Source organism: Actinomycetospora rhizophila (assembly GCF_042657905.1).
GTDB classification, from domain to species: domain Bacteria; phylum Actinomycetota; class Actinomycetes; order Mycobacteriales; family Pseudonocardiaceae; genus Actinomycetospora; species Actinomycetospora rhizophila.
In genome coordinates this window covers 275,830-293,367 of sequence record NZ_JBHSKG010000005.1, presented here as the reverse complement: position 1 = coordinate 293,367, position 17,538 = coordinate 275,830, and the positions used below count along the sequence as shown (strand labels likewise).

The 17,538-nt window shown below is 70.3% G+C and carries 12 protein-coding genes; 9 read left to right on the top strand and 3 right to left on the bottom strand.

The window, feature by feature from the left end; genetic code table 11:
• Positions 1-72: 72 nt before the first annotated feature.
• Positions 73-2,982 (bottom strand): AfsR/SARP family transcriptional regulator, encoded by a 2,910-nt coding sequence (locus ACFPK1_RS12765; protein WP_378021295.1) that lies wholly within the window; start codon positions 2,980-2,982, stop codon positions 73-75.
• 104 nt (positions 2,983-3,086) lie between these two features.
• Between ACFPK1_RS12765 and ACFPK1_RS12760 the strand changes: the two genes are divergently transcribed.
• The 7 genes from ACFPK1_RS12760 (at position 3,087) to ACFPK1_RS12730 (ending at position 10,700) form a co-directional block, all read left to right on the top strand.
• A complete protein-coding gene (locus ACFPK1_RS12760; RefSeq protein ID WP_378021294.1) occupies positions 3,087-3,698 on the top strand; it encodes an HdeD family acid-resistance protein in 612 nt (203 codons plus the stop codon).
• On the top strand, positions 3,695-4,609 hold the full coding sequence (locus ACFPK1_RS12755; protein WP_378021293.1) for an alpha/beta hydrolase: 915 nt from the start codon (positions 3,695-3,697) through the stop codon (positions 4,607-4,609). Before ACFPK1_RS12760 ends, ACFPK1_RS12755 begins: the two co-directional genes overlap by 4 nt.
• Complete coding sequence (locus ACFPK1_RS12750; protein ID WP_378021292.1) at positions 4,606-4,917, top strand: YrhK family protein; 312 nt, start codon at positions 4,606-4,608, stop codon at positions 4,915-4,917. Before ACFPK1_RS12755 ends, ACFPK1_RS12750 begins: the two co-directional genes overlap by 4 nt.
• A 55-nt stretch (positions 4,918-4,972) precedes the next feature.
• A complete protein-coding gene (locus tag ACFPK1_RS12745; protein WP_378021291.1) occupies positions 4,973-6,709 on the top strand; it encodes a CocE/NonD family hydrolase in 1,737 nt (578 codons plus the stop codon).
• Positions 6,706-8,541: a CocE/NonD family hydrolase gene (locus ACFPK1_RS12740; protein WP_378021290.1), complete on the top strand. Its 1,836-nt coding sequence runs from the start codon at positions 6,706-6,708 to the stop codon at positions 8,539-8,541. The genes ACFPK1_RS12745 and ACFPK1_RS12740 overlap by 4 nt, the downstream gene beginning before the upstream one ends.
• A gap of 31 nt (positions 8,542-8,572) precedes the next feature.
• Entirely contained in the window at positions 8,573-9,469 is an 897-nt protein-coding gene (locus tag ACFPK1_RS12735) for a haloalkane dehalogenase (protein ID WP_378021289.1), read from the top strand.
• A 613-nt stretch (positions 9,470-10,082) separates the two neighbouring features.
• Positions 10,083-10,700 carry a DUF6308 family protein gene (locus ACFPK1_RS12730; RefSeq protein ID WP_378021288.1) on the top strand — a complete coding sequence of 206 codons (618 nt, stop codon included), beginning with the start codon at positions 10,083-10,085 and terminating at the stop codon, positions 10,698-10,700.
• A gap of 994 nt (positions 10,701-11,694) precedes the next feature.
• On the opposite strand, the gene ACFPK1_RS12725 is transcribed toward ACFPK1_RS12730, so the two are convergent.
• Positions 11,695-14,085, bottom strand: a complete 2,391-nt coding sequence (locus ACFPK1_RS12725; RefSeq protein ID WP_378021287.1) for a tetratricopeptide repeat protein — start codon at positions 14,083-14,085, stop codon at positions 11,695-11,697.
• Between the two features lie 38 nt (positions 14,086-14,123).
• Complete coding sequence (locus ACFPK1_RS12720) at positions 14,124-14,774, bottom strand: hypothetical protein (protein ID WP_378021286.1); 651 nt, start codon at positions 14,772-14,774, stop codon at positions 14,124-14,126.
• A 780-nt stretch (positions 14,775-15,554) separates the two neighbouring features.
• Between ACFPK1_RS12720 and ACFPK1_RS12715 the strand changes: the two genes are divergently transcribed.
• Positions 15,555-16,211: a sigma-70 RNA polymerase sigma factor region 4 domain-containing protein gene (locus ACFPK1_RS12715; RefSeq protein WP_378021285.1), complete on the top strand. Its 657-nt coding sequence runs from the start codon at positions 15,555-15,557 to the stop codon at positions 16,209-16,211.
• Complete coding sequence (locus tag ACFPK1_RS12710) at positions 16,208-17,536, top strand: PfkB family carbohydrate kinase (RefSeq protein ID WP_378021284.1); 1,329 nt, start codon at positions 16,208-16,210, stop codon at positions 17,534-17,536. Before ACFPK1_RS12715 ends, ACFPK1_RS12710 begins: the two co-directional genes overlap by 4 nt.
• Positions 17,537-17,538 lie beyond the last annotated feature (2 nt).

The following is a 17,538-nucleotide window of genomic DNA, read 5'->3' as shown; positions in this document are numbered from 1 at the left end:
GTCGGTCATCCGGGCCGAGCGGCCCGGCACCGAGGCAGGGTTACGCGTCCGTCTCCAGTCCGACTCCAGTGGCTACTCGGCCGCCAGCACTTCCGCGACCGACAGCCGCTCGCCGTCCTGCCGGGCCTGCTCGTACTCGGCGCGGGGTAGGCGCTCGCGGGTGATCTCCTCGAGCGAGTGGGTGAGCTCCCATCGCGGCCAGCTCAGCGCGGCGCGGCGGTTCTCGGCGCGGGCCGCGGCGTAGATCGTCGCGGCCCGGCGGTAGTCGCCGGCCTGGGCGGCGAAGTTGGCGCGGACCTCGAGGGGGCTCCCGACGCCCCCGGTGCCGAGCCGCGCGTAGCCACGGACCAGTCGTCGGAACCACGGGATGCCCTTGTCCGGGTCCGCCGTCAGCATCGCCACGAGCATGGGCGGTGCCGCGGACACCCAGGTCGCCATGACGTTCCCGGCGGCACTCGCGCGCTCGTGGACGCGTTCCGAGTCGCGGACCGCCTCCTGCCAGCGGCCGGCGGCGAACGCCGCCGAACAGCCGACGGCGGCAGCGACGAGCTCGAGGTCCGGATCGCCGGCGTCATCGACGACCCGGCGGAGCCGCTCGTGCACCACCGCGATCAGCTCGACCGCGGCCGGCAGCCAGGCCGCCGGCACGAAGGCCGAGGAGATGAGACGCGCCAGACCCTCGCCGACCTCGACGAGGTCCTCCCGCGCCACCGAGGGCAGGTCATCGAGGGCGTGCTCGACGTGGGGTCGAGCGAGGTCGATCCGGGCCCGCAGGGCCAGCGCCGCGGCGAGCGCCAGCCGGACCGACACGGAGTCGACGGGCCGACCGTCCTGGCCGCCGTCGGGGGCGCGGTCGTGGACGACGTCGTGGGCGAGCTGCAGCCAGCGGGTGCCCTCGAGCACCCGTGCGCGGTAGTACCAGTAGGTCCCGAGGCGGACCGCGATGTGGGCGCCCCGGACGTCGGGCTCGTCGATGAGGCGCCGTGTCAGGGTGGCCCGAACCGTGGCGTAGCCGTCGTCGAGCGTGTGGAACCACTCGATCTCGTCGGGATGTCCCAGGCGGGGTCGCGCCGCGACCAGCGCCGCGGTCCACGCGTCGCGGCGGTCGGTGATCTCCGCTTCTTCGCGCGCGTCGAGCAGTGCGTGATGTGCGTGCGCGCGGACGGTCGCGAGCTGGCGGAACGTCGTCGACCCTTGGCTGCGTCGCGCGCTCTGCGCGCTCAGCATCGATCGGTGCACCAGCTGGGCGAGGAGGTCGTCCGCTCCCGCCGGCCCGTCCACCTCCTCGCCGAGCACCGCGGCGGCCATCGCGCTGGTGAACGGTCCCGGCAGGACCGCGATCCGCCGGTGGGCGACCTGTTCGGGCACCGTCAGCATCCGGTGGCTCCACTCGATCGCCGACTGCACGGTGCGGCGGTGGTCGTCAGCGCCGCGCCCGAGCCGGCCCAGTCGACCGGGGTCCGCGAAGACCTGCGTCGCGATGTCGTCGAGGGTGTGGCTGCGGACGCGGGCGGCGGCGAGCTCGATCGGCAGGGGAAGCCCGTCGAGGGCCACGCAGATGTGCACGGCGCGGTCGAGGACCTGGTCGTCGACCGCGAGTGTCGGTGCCGCCGCGGCCAGCCGTTGCAGGAACAGGGCGACGGCGGGGGCCGTGGCGCGGTCGGTACCGGCGTCGTCGGGTGGCAGCCGGAGGGGATCGAGGGTCCAGATGGTCTCGCCGGTGACGTCGATCGGCTCGCGACTGGTGGTGAGGATGCCGCACGCGGGCGGGGCGCCCGGGTCGACGCCGTCGGCGAGCGCTGCCTCCACGATGCGGGTGACCGAGGGCAGGACGTGCTCGCAGTTGTCGAGGACCAGCAGGACCCGGCGGGCCCGCAGGTAGTCCCCGAGGTCCTCGAGCGGCGTGGACCCGGCCCTGACCGAGAAACCCACCGTCGAGACGACGGTCTCGACGACGAGAGCGTCGTCGGGCACCGACGCGAGGTCGACGAACCACACGCCGTCACCGAACGCCGGGGCGGCGTGGCGGGCGACCTCGATCGCCAGCCGAGTCTTGCCGCACCCGGCGGCTCCGGCGACGGTGACCAGCCGGCGTTCCCGCACGAGCTCCTCGAGCGCGGGCAGCGCGTCCTCGCGGCCGATCAGCGGCGTCAGAGCGGTCGGCAGGTGCACCTCGGGGGTGTGCGCGGTGGCCGCTGCGCGGCGGGCCGGGACCGCCGGGGCCAGCCCGGCGTCGTCGTCGAGGATGCGGCGGTGGAGGGTCCGGAGCTCCGCGCCGGGCTCGGTGCCGACCTCCTGCATGAACAGGCGATGAGCGTCCCGGTAGCTCTGCAGCGCCTGTTCGCCACGACCGCTACGGTAGAGCGCCAGCATCTGCTGCGCCCGCAGCGGCTCGCGGAACGGCATGGCGGCGATCAGCGGTTCCACATCGGAGAGCGCCTGGTCGAGCGCCCCCGACTCGACGAGCGCCTCGATCCGGCGGGCCTCCACCTGTCCGTGCAGCTCGTCGAGGCGGGCGACGGCCGGTTGCGCCCACGGGCGCTCGGCGAGCGGGCCGTAGGGGCGACCACGCCACAGTCCCAGCGCTTTGTCGGCCCGGACCACGGCCGCGCTCGCGTGCCCGGCGGCGATCAGGTCCCGGACCTCGCCGGCGAGCTCGGAGAACAGCAGCGAGTCGACGCCGTGGGCCCCGGCGACCAGGCGGTAGCCCCCGGCGTCGTTGACCAGCACCGTCGGCGGCTGCCGAGGGCTGCGACCCGGCTCGAGGAGCTGTCGCAGACGCCAGATGTGCGAGTCGAGGCTCGATGCGGCGCCGGGAGTGAGGTGCTCACCCCAGGCGGCGTCCATCAAGGCATCGACCGAGACGCGACGGTTCACGTTGATCGTCAGGAGTGCGAGCATCGCGGTCGCTCGCAGCCCGGCGACCGGGCGCTCGTCAGCATCGACGGCCACGGCGACGGCGCCGAGGTCCCGCACGCGCATCAGCGGATGTTAGCCGTCACAACGAACGGCGGTGAAGGGATCGCGAGGCCCCGGAGTGCTCGCGCGCCGCACCCGGGCCGGACTGGAGTCGGACCGGAGTGCGGGTGGAGTCGCCGCCCGCAGCCTTCGGGGGTGACGACGCCGGCGGCGAGGAGAAGGACATGGACATGCCGAGGAGCCTGAGGTGGGTCCTGATCGCGCGCGGGATCCTGGCCGTCGCGCTCGGAGTCCTCGCCATTGCCTGGCCGGGCGTCACCGTGGGCGTCGTCGCTCTGCTGTTCGCTGCCTACGCGCTCGTCGCCGCCGGCGCCGACGTCGTGACCGCGATCCACGTCGACGGCGTCGGACCCACGGTCGGCCACCTCGCGCTGGCCGCCCTCTCCGCGACAGCGGGCCTCGCCGCCCTGCTCTGGCCCGGTGCCACCGTCGTGCTGCTGAGCTGGGTCGTGGCGTTCTGGGCGCTCGCCGCCGGCATCGGCGAGATCGTCCTCGCGATACGGCGCGGGATCACGCCCGGCCGACGTGCGCTGTGGTTCGTGGGTGGGCTCGTGTCGATCGCCCTCGGCCTCGCTCTCGCGCTGCTCCCGAGCGTCGATCCTCTCTCCCTCGGCGTCGCGTTCGGCCTGTTCAGCACGGTCTACGGGATCACGGTGCTGACGCGGACCCTGCGGGCCGCGAGGTCCCGCCCGGTCATGGCTGCGGGGAGTGCGTCGTGAGCGACCGCGAGCGCATCGACGTCTCCTTCCCCTCCGGGGACGCCTCGTGCGCAGCCTGGTTGTACCTGCCCCCGCCGCACGGGACCCGCGCCCGGCGACCGGTCGTCGTCCTCGGCCACGGTCTCGGCGCCACGCGCGACATGAGCCTCGACCACTACGCCGAGGCCTTCCGCGCCGACGGCTACGCCTGCGTCGTCTTCGACTATCGCCACTTCGGGGACTCCGGCGGGCAGCCGCGCCAGCTCCTCGACGTGGAGCAGGAGCTCACCGACTGGGCGTCCGCGATCGCGTACGCCCGCTCGCACCCCTCGTGCGACCCCGAGCGCGTCGTGCTCTGGGGCAGCTCGTTCGGCGGCGGGCACGCGCTCACCGCCGCCGCCCGGGATCGCGGTGTGGCGGCCGTCGTCGCCCAGTGCCCCTTCACCGACGGCATCGCCTCGATGATGCGCCACGACCCCGTCGCCTCGGTGCGCGTCGGCACGCGCGCGGTGCGCGACGTCCTCGGGGCCGCGCGAGGACGAGCGCCCGTCACCGTCGGCCTCGTCGGTCGCCGCCGCAGCGCCGCACTGCTGACCGCGCCCGACGCGCTCCCCGGCTACGCCGCCCTGCTGACCCCGGGGACGACCTTCCGCAACGAGGTCGCCGCCCGCTTCGCCTTCCAGCTCCCGCGTTACCGCCCCGGACGGCGCCTACGTGAGCTGCGGTGCCCGGTGCTGCTCTGCCTATGCAGCGAGGACTCCGTTGCTCCCAGCGCCCGCGCCCGCCGGTACGCCGCGGGCACACGGACGCAGCTCCGCGACTACCCCTTCGATCACTTCGGCATCTACCTCTCCCCCGAGCGCGAGGTCGTCCTCCACGACCAGTGCGAGTTCCTGCGCCGCGAGGTCCCGGCCGAGAGCAGGGGCGCATGAACGGCGGACCGGGCCGGGACGGGGAGCGCCAGAAGCACCCGCTCCTGCTCGCCATCAGCCCCCGAGAGCGGACGATCCGCGAGCGCTACGAGCTCGCCAGCATCGTCAACGACATCCTGATCGCGGTGTGGTTCCTGGTCGGCAGCGCCCTGTTCTTCGCCCCGCAAACGACGTACGCCGTCACCTGGCTCTTCGTCCTGGGCAGCGTCGAGCTCCTCGTGCGCCCGATGATCCGCCTCGCCCGGTGGCTGCACCTCCAGCGACTGTTCGGCCTCTCGGCCGCGCCCGTCGACGGGCCCGACTTCTGATCGCCGCACGGGACCTGCTCCGTCAACCCTCTCCAGCTTCGTGAACGAGGTCGCCATGCCCACCACCCACGTCGCCGGCGTCGAGCCGGGACAGCGCCCGCTCAACGGTCCTCAGACCACCGGGCGCGACTACCGCAACCTCTCCGACGCCGAGTTCGGTGTGCGACGGGAGAACGACGTCCGGATCCCGACCCGGGACGGCACCGTGCTCCTCGCCGACGTCTACCGTCCGGACACCGACCGTCCGGTCCCCGCGCTCGTCGCGGCCGCGCCCTACCCGCGCCAGATCCAGGACCTGGGTGCCCCGACGGGGATCATCGAGGCCGGCATCAGCGACTTCTGGGTGCCCCGGGGCTACGCGCACGTCATCGTGAACCTGCGGGGGATGTGCGGCTCGGAGGGCACCTGGACCTTCTTCGACTCCCAGGAGCGCCTCGACCTCCACGACATCGTCGAGTGGGTCGCCGAGCAGCCCTGGTGCGACGGCCAGGTCGGCATGATCGGCATCAGCTACTACGCGATGGCCATGCTCGCGGCCGCGGTCGAACGCCCCCCGCACCTCGCGGCGATCTTCCCCTTCCACGCCACGATCTCAGGCTTCGAGTTCGCCAACCACAACGGGCTCTACAGCTCCGGATTCATGGACTCGTGGTTGTCCGCCCTGGCGCTGGTGGCCCCCCGCAACCGAGCCTTCCGCAGCCCGCTGGTGAGCCTCGTTCGCCGCGTCCTCGCGCTCCCGCGCGTGCACCGCCGGTTCGCGACCTTCAACGGCGAGGCCGCCCTGGCCGGGCTCGAGAAGGTCCAGCACCTCCCCCACGCCGAGCACCCCTGGGACGACCTGCTCCGCGCGTGCGGCCAGGAGCACCCGGTCCGGGACGCCTGGTGGGACGACCGCGAGCTCGTCCACCGCCTCGCCGCCATCGACATCCCGGTCTACCTGGGCACCGAGTGGACCAACGTGCCGATGCACCTGCCGGGGACGCTCGCCGCCTGGGAGCAGCTGGCCGACAAGCCGAACGTGCGGCTGGCCCTGCTCGGCGACCACGGCCTGCCCTGGCCGTGGGAGAGCATGCACGTCGAGGCCCTGGCGTGGTTCGACCACTGGCTCAAGGGCCGCGACACCGGGACGCTGGACGGCCCCCCGATCCGCTACGTGCTCCCCGGCGCCGACGGGTGGCGCACCGCCGAGGAGTGGCCCCCGACGGCCGACCTCACCGAGCTGGCCCTGCAAGCCGACGGGCGACTCGCTCCCGACCACGGTGCCGACACGGCCGGCGACCGCAGCTACGACAGCGCCTACGGGCGCCTGTCCTGGACCACGACCCCGCTGTCGGAGGACCTCGACGTCCTCGGCCACGGCGAGCTGGCGCTCACCGCGGCGAGCACCGCCACCGACACCGGCTGGATCGTGCTGCTCGAGGACCTCGCCCCCGACGGCACCGCCACCCCGGTCACCCAGGGCTGGCTACGGGCCGCGCTGCGCGAGGTCGACGAGGCCGCCAGCGCACCCGGCCGACCGATCCTGCCCGTGCGCCGCGCAGCCCCCATCCCGATCGGCGAGCCGGTCGACTACCGAATCCCGCTCGTGCCGACCGCCCGCCGCTTCGCCGCCGGCCACCGCGTCCGGCTCACCGTGACCAGCGACGACACCGTGCCGGGCAGCCGCCCGATGCTCGGCTTCACCCACACCCCGGTCGCCACGACCGCCACCAACACCGTGCACGCGACCTCGCGGCTGCTGCTGCCCGTCGCCCCCTCGATCACCACTCCCGAGAACCAGGAACGATCATGACCACTGCACGCGGACCGCTCAGCCACGTCGCCTCCGCCGGCACCGGACCCGGCGAGCGCCAGCTCAACGGGCTGCAGACCTCCGGCCGCACCTACCACGACCTCAGCGCACCCCGGTACGCGATCTCGCGGACGAACTCGGTCACCATCCCGGTCCGGGACGGGACCCGTCTGCGGGCCGACGTGTTCCTGCCCTCCGACGGCGAGCCGACCACGACGTCCAGCTCCGCCGGGGAGGTCCACGACGACCCCGACGGGATCGTCGCCCCCGCGCTCTTCTCGTTCACCGCCTATCCGCGGCAGGTCCAGGACCTGGGCGCGCCGCTGGGGTTCATCGAGGCGGGCGCCAGCGACTTCTTCGTCCCCCGCGGCTACGCCCACGTGATCGTCAACGCCCGGGGCACGGCGGGCTCGGAGGGCACCTTCGGGCTCTACGACGGCCAGGAGCACGAGGACGTCCACGACGTCGTGGAGTGGATGGCCGACCAGCCCTGGTGCGACGGCTCCGTCGGCGGGATCGGCATCAGCTACTTCGCCATGGCCCAGCTCGCCGCAGCAGCCCTCAAGGCCCCGCACCTCAAAGCGATCTTCCCCTACGCGACGCTGGACGACCTCTACGACGCGGTCTGGCACCGCGGCGTGCTCAGCTCCGGATTCTTCGCCTCGTGGATGTCCGCGGTGGGGGCGATGGCCGCGGTGCCGGACGAGTTCTGGCGCGGCCACCGCGTCGGCTTCGCCCGCCGGCTGCTCAACACCCCGCACGTGCACCGGCAGATGGCGCATGTCACCGGCGACACCGCGGCCAAGGTCCTCGGGTCGCTCAACCACACCCATTACGCCGAAGAGCCCTTCGGTCGCCTGTGGCAGGAGGGCGCGATCGAGCACCCCACCCATGACGCCTGGTGGGACGCCCGCTCCGTGCGCCCAGCGCTGGCCGACATCGACATCCCGGTCTACCTCGGGTGCGAATGGGACAACGCGCCGATGCACCTCCCCAGCACCTTCCCGGTCTGGCGCGCGCTCGCCCACAACCCGCACGTGCGGATGACCCTGCCCGCCGAGGACGCCCTGGCGTGGCCGTGGGAGAGCATGCACATCGAGGCGCTCGCCTGGTTCGACCACTGGCTCCAGGGGCGCGAGACCGGGATCATGGACGGCCCGCCGATCCGCTACGTCATCCCCGGCACCGACCGCTGGCGTACCGCGCAGCAGTGGCCCCCCGAGCAGACGACGCTGGTGCCCTTCGCGCTCCGCGCCGACGGCGTCCTCTCGCCCGACGAGGGCGACGCCGGGTCCCGCAGCTACCTGTACATCGCGGCAGAGGTCGGCCGGCCCCGCAACGCCAACCCGCCCGTGCTGCCCGACCGCCTGTCGTGGCAGACCGAGGCGGCGGACGAGCCGATGGACATCGTCGGCGACATCGAGCTCGACCTCGACGCCGAGATCTCCGCCCTGGACACGGCGTGGATCGCCGTGCTCTACGACCTGGCCCCCGACGCCACCGCCACGCCGATCACCGCGGGATGGCTGCGCGCCACCCTGCGCACCGTCGACGAGATCGCGAGCCGGCCCGGCAGCCCGGTGATCCCGTGCCGCGAACCGGTCGCGGTGCCGGTCGGCCGCGTCGTCCGCTACCGCATACCGATCGTGCCCAACGCCCGGCGCATCGAGCCCGGGCACCGCCTGCAGCTCGTGCTGGCCAGCCACGACGACGGTCCCGACGGCCCCACGGTGCTCGGCTTCGTGCACAGCCCGATCGCCGAGTCCAGCCGCAACACCGTCCATTCGTCGTCGCGGCTCCTGCTGCCGATCCTGCCCGCCGACCAGGCGTGACCGATCACCCGACCATCACAGGAGACAGACCATGACCACGGCATCGACACCGTCGGCCACCGATCCCCACCCCCGTCGGCGCGTCGAGGTCGACGGGCTCGAGATGTCCTACGTCGAGACCGGCATCGGCGACCCGATCGTCTTCCTGCACGGCAACCCCACGTCGGCCTACCTGTGGCGCAACGTCATCCCGCACGTCGCGGACCTGGGCCGCTGCCTGGCGCCGGACCTCATCGGGCACGGCGACTCGGCCAAGGCACCGGAGTACAACTACCGCTTCGTCGACCACGTGCGGTGGCTCGACGAGTGGTTCGACACCGTCGGCGCCACCGCCAACGTCCACCTCGTCGTCCACGACTGGGGCTCGGGCCTGGGATTCCACCGCGCGAAGCGCTTCCCCGACCAGATCGCCTCGATCACCTACATGGAAGCCCTCGTCCAGCCCCGGCCCTGGGACGGCTTCGGCGACGGCGAGCCGATGTTCCGGGCGCTGCGAACCGCCCGGGGCGAGGACATGGCGCTGGGCGACAACATCTTCGTCGAGGACGTCATCCCCAACACGGTCATCCGCAAGATGACCGACGCGGAGATGGAGGTCTACCGCGCCCCCTGGCCGTCCCGGGAGAGCCGCATCCCCACCCTGCTGTGGGCCCGGGAGATCCCGGTCGAGGGCGAGACCCGCCCCGCCGACGTGTTCGAGATCGTCAACGACTACGCCGCGTTCATGGCGCACTCACCGATTCCGAAGCTGTTCGTGCGGGCCAACCCCGGCAACATCCTCCACGAGCCCGGCGTCGAGGTCGACCACTGCCGCACATGGCCGAACCAGCACGAGGTCGAGGTCCCCGGCATCCACTTCCTCCAGGAGGACTCACCCGACCAGATCGGGCAGGCACTGCGCGGATTCCTCCAGGGTCTGAGGGCCTAGACAGCTCCGCCCACCCGCACCGCCCTGTCCTTCGACCGGTCACCTCGAAGCCGGCGGAGTGGTCCCGCTTTGGGTACCGCTTTCGTCACACCACGGCCGATGTCGAGAGGCCGCCGCTGATGATCGACATTCGAATACACGGCTACTGACCGGCACAAACGACTACCGGACACCACCACTGCCGCCCTGACTCCTGTCCACTGGGTTCGGGGTTCGAGTCCCTGACGGCGCCCCCTTTCTGCTGGTCACAGCTCTACCGAACGATCTTCACAGTGACTCCAGACTGGTCCGACGGGCCGTTTACTCCTGCGCGATGGCCCCTTGGGCGGTCGTGTGAAGATCGCTAGGAGCCGCCCCGCCGCAGCTGATCGAGTCGAGCAGCAGGCCCCGCCGAGGGGCCGAAGCTGACGTCTTCGACCTTCACGTCGGCCGTTACGGCTGGCAGCCGGATGCCTGGCTCTGTCTGCCCGATCGTGGTCTCGTGCCACGCCACCACTGCCTCCTACGGTCGGCCGGTATGGGGGGACGATCGAACGAACGGAAACCGTGGGCAGTGCCGGAATTTCTTGCTGAGCCGGAGGACCCGGATCGGCGGGACTGGGCTGCAACGGTCTTGCAGACCTACTTCCACGACCGCCGGGACGCGGGAGACCCGCTGTACACCGGAGCGGCCTTCGATCGGCTCGCCGGTGGAGGCGACGCACCGAAGGTCGCCAACCGATTCACCGCCGACGACTTGAGCGCCGTGACCATGCTCAGCGTCTCGGTCGACCCGCGTGCGGCGCTGCGGATGCTCGAGACCGAGGCGGACGATCTCTCGGCGTTGCTCGCCAAGATCCCGGCCGAACTCGACCTCATCGATGCCGACAACCATCAGATCGGCCCTGATTCGCCTGCTGATGAGTTGTGGCGGCGCGTCGATCGTTACCACCCCGTCGGCGAGACCACGACCTCGAAGCTGCTCGCACGAAAGCGCCCACGGCTCCTTCCGGTCATCGACTCTGTCGTGCGCGAGGTCCTCGCCATCACGTGGTCCGGTGACTACTGGCGTCAGATGCGCGACTACCTCCGCGAGGAGTCACCGCGCTGGGAGTTCTTGCGCGCCGCCCACGCGGCAGCTGGCCTCGCCGACGGGATCAGCCTGCTGCGCTGCTTCGATGTCCTGCTGTGGATGAGCCGACAGCCGGGCTGCCCGCCGCCCTCGTGGGGCACGCGCCACTCGCCCGCTTGACCCATCCCCGCAGGCATGCGGCTCCGGGCTCTTTCTCGCCGAACACGTCGGCAGGAGCTGGCGAGCCTTGCTACGCAGTGGCCCAACGCCGGGAGTGACGCGCCACGTACGGTAGTAGGACGAAGTTGCTCGACGAGCTTCCGCAGTCCCTGGTCCCCACTGAGATCGAGGCCCACGATCTCCTTGGTGCTTCCGCGTCGCTGTATGCGTGCGCCTGCGGCCTGGAGCAGCGCCTCGCCGGGATCGATCCGGGTCCGGTTGACGCGCTCGCCGCCGCGGCGGTGGAAGCGACCGACGTAGATCGCGGTGACGTACTGGTCGGCCGACGCCGCGTGCGGGTCCTTGCGCACGACGACAACGCGGAGCTCCGGAGCCCCCCGAGCCGCACGAGGTGGTGGGCGATGTCGCGCTCAACAACTCGGGCGCGTTACTTCGCGTCGCTGCGGCCCAGCGCGACGATCCGGTCGAACACCTCCGTTGCAGCGACCCCGATGGTCGGCGCTCCTCCCGAACCTCGGTGGCGCGGTCGTACTCGACCTGCAGCGCCTCGCTCACGGCGGCGAGGACGGCGCGGGTCTGCGCGGGACGCCCGGCCGCCCCGACGATCTCCCGCTGCAGCGCGGCTGCATCCTTGTTCTGCGACGCCGCGACCTGAGGCCACGGGTACGCGGCCCATCCCTCAGCGGGGTGATCTCGTGGCTGGCGGCTTGCGTGCGCCTGGGCCAGCTCGGCCACTCCGAAGTGATCGCGTCGGCAGGAGGCCCCGCCGATGGGGCCGAAGCTGACGTCATTGATGTTCTGGCGCCCGACGCGGCCAGCAGCCTGCGGCCTCACCGGACGAGGACCACCTCTCAGCGCTGCTCGCTGCTCGGAGGCGGCGGGCAGCTTCCCCAGAGTCGGTGGCTAAGCGCGCCCCGTTGCCACCCGCGACGACGTGCGGAAGTGACCGTCGCGCACATCCTCCAGCCGCGACCGGCGGCAGCCGGGGTGCGACTCACCCCGGACCGAACCACCGTTCAGCGGTTTCATCCGGCCGTCCGAGCTGAGCCTCGATATAGGTTTCGAGGTTCGACCAGTAGCGGTGGAGTTCTCGGCCTGGGAGTGGGAGCGAGCCGGTCGGCCGCTGGTCGAAACGCTTCACGAGTTCGCGCCAGGTGTTCCACCGCAATGTTCGCACCGCTTCCCTCCACGCCTCAAAGCGATCTCCGCCGGCTGCGGTCGTCACCTCGCGGACGACGGGGTCGTCCTGGAACCTCGGGAACTCGCCTCGGACGGGCTTGATGCGGTGGGTGCGAGCGAATTGGTCGGCCTTCTGCACGAGCTCGAGTCGCGTCTGCCAGTGGCGGTGTTGAAGTGTGTACTCCCGCGCCAGCCGGACGACCTCCTCCTCCCGTTCGAGCTCAACGGTCGGGAACGACGCGTCACCGGGCCACGTCGACTCGTACGACTTCCAGAACTCCGCCCGCACGCGACAGAAGGAGGCGAGTGTCCTCAGGGCGTGCAATGACATCACGAGTTCGAGCAGACCCTGCGCCGGTCTGGGCGCCCTCGGGTCGACGTTGGGGAGGTAGCGGTCGAGGAAATCGATGAACTGCTCGGTCGAACGTAGTGGATTGAGGTCCGGGTCGCCGGTCGCGAGCCACTGTGCATAGCGAGCCACGTAGCCGCTGTCGGTGCTCCGCACTGCCCTCTCGAGGTGCCGCACGGCGTGCATGGCCAGCTCCTGCTCAACGCGTTTCCGCTCAAGCTGGTCGTCGCCGAGGTGGCAGCGCAGCGCGACCGCAACGACGCAAGCGGCGTTGTAGTACTCGTTCCACCCGCGCGCCCACCCCGGCTTCAGCGCGAGGTAGCGAGAGATCTGCAGGTCGAGGCCGTGTGCATCGATGGCAAGCTTCGTCCTCTCGCCGCCCGAGTAGTAGGCCTCCTCCGCGACCCTGACGTAGAGCTGCGCCCAGATCCGCATAAGGCTTAGCCCTGTCTGCGGTACGGACATTCCTGGGATCCGCCGTCCACGACTCCACCGGTAGTCGTCGACGAGTGACTCGACCTCCTCGCGGGCCACGAACTGCAGGAAGTGGCGAAACCGCTCCTCAGACCAGACCAGCTGGCCTTTGACCACCTTCCCCGGCGGCTGCGACAGCGCGTTGACGAACTCGCGGTCGTTCCGCTGCTCCTCCGAGAGGATCTCCGACTCATCGACGTAGCGGTGCGCGTATGAGCGAAGCCAGATCCATAGGCGGCGTCGCAGCGCCTCACGCTCAGCGTCACGCTTGCTATGGAACACGGCGTCGTCATCGGCCGGCGCGCGATACCACTGGCCGACGAGTTGCTCGGCTGCCGCAAGCTGCGCGACGAGGCGGTACCGCGAGATCAGGAGGGCCTCGCGACCGTTCGGGTCGCGCTGAATCCAGGCCGGCGGCGGGCCCGTCGTGTCGTCGTTCAACAGGCGGCGCAGTCGGCGCCAGAGACGCCGGTCGTACCATGACTGCACGGCGACCACGTCGGCGAAGGTCGCCGCGGCGTCCATGTACAGGCCGAGCTGCACCTGGACGTGACCCAGATCGATGCGTAGATACGGGTTCTGCGGATCAAGGTCGAGCGCGTCGTGCAACGAGCCGAGGGCGTACTCGTATCGGCGTTCGCGCACGTAGTTCGACGCCTTCTGGCTGTGGTGGAACAGCTCGTAGGGCATCTCCAGGCCGTGCCAGGCTCGCCATGGGGCACGCCGCGAGAGTCGGCTCCTTGGGATGACGAACGCACCGACCACATGGGCCGCTCGCTCGGCGGCACGGTTCCAGGTGTCATCCCAGACAGTGCGAACCTCACCGTGCCCGCTGGGCAGGCGGACGACATGGACGGATATGCCGCACCGCCCAGCCCCCTCCCGGGTGCGCAGTTGCACTGAGACCCGGTAGGCGTTCTTGATGCGGATCAGCGACACGAGGAGGTGGACGGCACTCTGAACAGGGGAACGCTGACCCTCGAACGCCGTGCGCACGTCGTCCAGAACCCCGTCGCTGGCCGGCGCGTTGGGGACGGGCTCTGGCGCCGACAAGCTCATCCTCGTGAGCAACCGGCGGAACTCGGACAGGACGTCCTCAGTGCGGTGCACGCCGTCCCCCAGAAGCTCACCCGTGAACGACTGAATCTCCACTGGTCCGGGTCGACGAGCGAGCCGGTCGTACAGCGCGCGCCGCATCGCGACTAGCGCGACGACACCGAGCACGGCCGACATCACCTGACGCACCCGCACCGGGACCCCCGGGGCGCCCAGCGCCGGGCGCTTCAGCAGGACGGCAAGCTCCGGCAGGTAGAGAACGACGAGAGCAACGGCTCCCAGCGCGATCGTCGCGACAATCCACCTGCCCGGACGAGGAAGGGCCACCGACGTTGCCAGGGTGCTGGTGCGGAGACGGCGCGTCCTCATCGATGGCCCCGGAGCAGTCGCCCCCATCCGCGTGATCGACCGGTCGGTGGCCGGTCGCGCGGCTCTCGTCTTCTCGCCCTATCAACCCGTTGATCGTTCTTCCGCTTGACCCGTTCCCGGCGACGTCGGATCGTCCGGTCCTCGTAACGCTCCACGGCCCACTCGTTGATCCGACGGGGGATTAGGAAGAGCAGGAAGGTCCCAAGGGCGCAGCCCATCGCGAGGCCGACGATGATCTCTTTCCAGCCATCGACCACGTAGTAGCTCAGGAGCAATCCGCTCGAGCCCAGCGACTGACAGAAGCAGACGACACCGACCCAGCGGCTCCGGCGCAACAGACCGAAGAGCCCGAGTCCCGCAACTCCGACGAGGATACCGACGGCACCGCTGCTCATCAGCCGATGCAAGGAAGCAGGACTCGGAGGATTCGGCGCCACCATCTGCAGCGGGAGGTAAGGAACGAGGTGGGGAAGCAACAAGGCGTACGCCGTGCACGCCAGAATCCCCACCCAGAAGCCCGCGTATGCCGGCACCCGAACCGAGGAGGGAACCCGCCCGGCCGCGGCCAGGCTGAGGACGAGCCCGGCCGCGAGGAAGGTTGGGACACCGATCGTCGTGATGACGTCGGCAATCTTGTTTCCGATCACGCCGACGCCCCCCAAGATGCTGACTTCCCTATCCGTCACTCGCTGTCGCTGAGAGCGGTGTTATCGACGGCCCGCTTTACTCACCGGGACGGCGACCCGATCCACCCTCTCGGCCCTCTCAGCTCGTCGAGAGAGGCGTTCTTGAGTCCATTCGGGTGACCGCAAGATAGACATAGGACCCGGTGGTTGCTAACGACGGACGATTGCCCAAAGACGTGTGAGCAGGGCGGTCTAGACAAGACCTCTTGAGCAACGAGCCTCGGACGTGCGCCCGTCGCGTCGCACGCCCACCATCGATCATGTGGCTCGGGGTGCATGCGGAACGAACCCATGCTGAGTCGTCCCGCTGAGCCCTAGCAGAGATGCACTCCCTCGACGCCGCTCGCAGTGGCCAGCTATCAGGGCAGCATGCGGCGTCTGCCCAGGTTCAGGAGCTTGATCCGCGGGCTGTGCGGCAAGCACGGGCCTCGCGCCGTACCCGTCGTGCCTCGCGCTCCTGCCAACAGGCGACCCCCACCAGAAAGCCGAGCAGGAGACACGAGCCAACCACTACGGCCTGTGCGATCACCACCATGACCCACGTCGTGACCATCTCGACCCCCGGTCGTCCTCGCCGTCTGTGTCATGTCCTCTGTCCTTCGATGAGTCAGCGACAAACGTCGCGAGGATCTCGTCCTCGACATGTCACAGGCGCGGGCGCGCCGGACAGATGAAGCACTGGGCCGGCGAGGGAGGATCGGGTTGGGACGCGACAACGACGCTGCGCGCGACGGAGGCCCGGTGTACGAGTTCTCGGACCTCGCCGCGCTCTACCAACAGGCGTCCGCGGATGATTTTCGCGGTCCGGCATGGAGGAAGCTCACTACGCTGCTCGTGAACTACGCGCTTCCGCGCTTGAGCCAGTCCATCGCCAACCGGTCAATCTTTGAACAGCTCGCTGAGCATCGCCTGCCCTACAGCCGGTCCCCGCTGCGACCCCAAGAGCACGAAGTCGAGGAACTCGCTCTCGATGCGGTCTTCCGGGGCCTGCAATACCTGGTGCGCAGAGCACGAGAGGGCCGCGGCTGGACGCCGGACGGCGGCGCAAACCTCACGTCCTGGTTCTACGGGGACTGCCTCCGGGAGTTCTCCAACGCGTGGCGGAGCTGGCTGCGATCGAACGGCTGGCGACTTCTCGAGTACCAGGACATTGCTGACCTGGCGAGTCTCGCCGACACCCGCTACGGGCCAGAGGACTGGGCTATCTACTACGACATCCTCGAACGGCTCGCAAAGTCAATTCGCGACCCTGTGACTCTTCGCATCCTGCGGATGCGGCTTGACGGATACGACTTCCGCACGATCGCCGACGACATCAACTGCTCCGAGGAGGCCACCCGACGGCGCTACTACAGGTTCATCGACCGGCGACGTCGTGAGAGAGGGGAAGTGGAATGAGCGCGCACGAACCCGAGACGTGCTCCATCGACGACGACGTCGTGCAGACACTGGCGGCTTTGGCCGGGATGGAGGACGAGCGCATCGCGCTCAAGACCTGGGAGTGCGTACGGCCAACGCTGGCCCGGGAGCTCATCGCTACGCGACGGGACCAGGAGCGGTCGGAGGAGGAGTCCCGGACAGACGAGCGGCTCGACCCGCGCACCGGGCTGATCGTCGTCGGCCACACTGCCATCGACCGCCTCATCAGATATGCGGGACTCTTCACCGACGGGGGCGGCAGCGACGATCAGCGTTCCTACGTATACAACTCCCACTCGGACGAAGTCGTCACCCGTCGGGGAGGGATCGCCGCCAACATCTGCTACGGAGCGACCCGACTGGGCCTGCGTCCCACACTCATCAGTGCAGTCGGGGCGGGCGAGGGCCGCCGTGTGCTCCGCGAGCTCGACGCGCAAGGCGTGGACACCAGCCACGTCGTCATGGTCGCGGGCGGCCGCACCCCACGGTTCAGCTGCGTGACAGACGAGAACTTCAACCAGCTAGCCGTATTCGAAGACGGGTCAAGCCATCGGCAGAGCGACGTGGACCTCGATGCCGTGGTCAGCAACCTGGGCCGCACCGATCTCGTCGTCATCACCGCCGGACCAATCAGTGGCATGATCAAGGCCAAGCGGACGGCACGACGGTTGCGCCTTGACCACCTCGTCGATCCTGCTGGGCCGATCCGTTGGAGCGGGCTCCAGGGATCGGAGCTCCGCGAGCTCCTGACCGGCAGCACCTATGTCGTGGTCACCCAGCGCGACCTGCGGCGGATTCTGGACCTCACGGGGTGGAGCCACGAAGAACTGCTTTCGACGATCGGCGTCTTGGTCACGACCTCGGGGCATCGCGACGTCACCATCGAAGGGGACGACGTCGAGACCCAACGGGTGCACATCGCCCATACGCGCGAGCACGCGGATCCGACCGGCGTGAGTGACGCCTTCCGGGGCGGCCTCGCCGCAGCACTCTCGATCGGACTGGCCGTCGACGTCTCCGTCCGCGTGGGCTGCGTCCTCGCCAGCTGCGCTTTCGAGACGACGGGCACCCAGGAGTACGACTGCACCGTCGACGATCTCCTCAAGCGCTTGGCCGAGTCCTACGGCAATGAGGTGGCGGACACAGTCCTAGGCGCACTTCCGCAGCCGCGCCGCATGGGTTCGCCAGCCGAAGGTCTTGAGGGGTCGGGGGTTGAACGCGGCGGCGACGGCGCTGACGACGAGCAAGTCCCGCCGCGTAGCCGCGGTGGCGTCGCGGAACACCAAACACGACGGCGCGCTTAGGG

What these genes read in the sequence shown, in the direction of transcription:
- ACFPK1_RS12710 (WP_378021284.1), top strand. Translation starts at nt 16,208, where the DNA reads ATGAGCGCGCACGAACCCGAGACGTGCTCCATCGACGACGACGTCGTG.
- ACFPK1_RS12735 (WP_378021289.1), top strand. Translation starts at nt 8,573, where the DNA reads ATGACCACGGCATCGACACCGTCGGCCACCGATCCCCACCCCCGTCGG.
- ACFPK1_RS12765 (WP_378021295.1), bottom strand. Translation starts at nt 2,982, where the DNA reads ATGCGCGTGCGGGACCTCGGCGCCGTCGCCGTGGCCGTCGATGCTGAC.
- ACFPK1_RS12740 (WP_378021290.1), top strand. Translation starts at nt 6,706, where the DNA reads ATGACCACTGCACGCGGACCGCTCAGCCACGTCGCCTCCGCCGGCACC.
- ACFPK1_RS12750 (WP_378021292.1), top strand. Translation starts at nt 4,606, where the DNA reads ATGAACGGCGGACCGGGCCGGGACGGGGAGCGCCAGAAGCACCCGCTC.
- ACFPK1_RS12745 (WP_378021291.1), top strand. Translation starts at nt 4,973, where the DNA reads ATGCCCACCACCCACGTCGCCGGCGTCGAGCCGGGACAGCGCCCGCTC.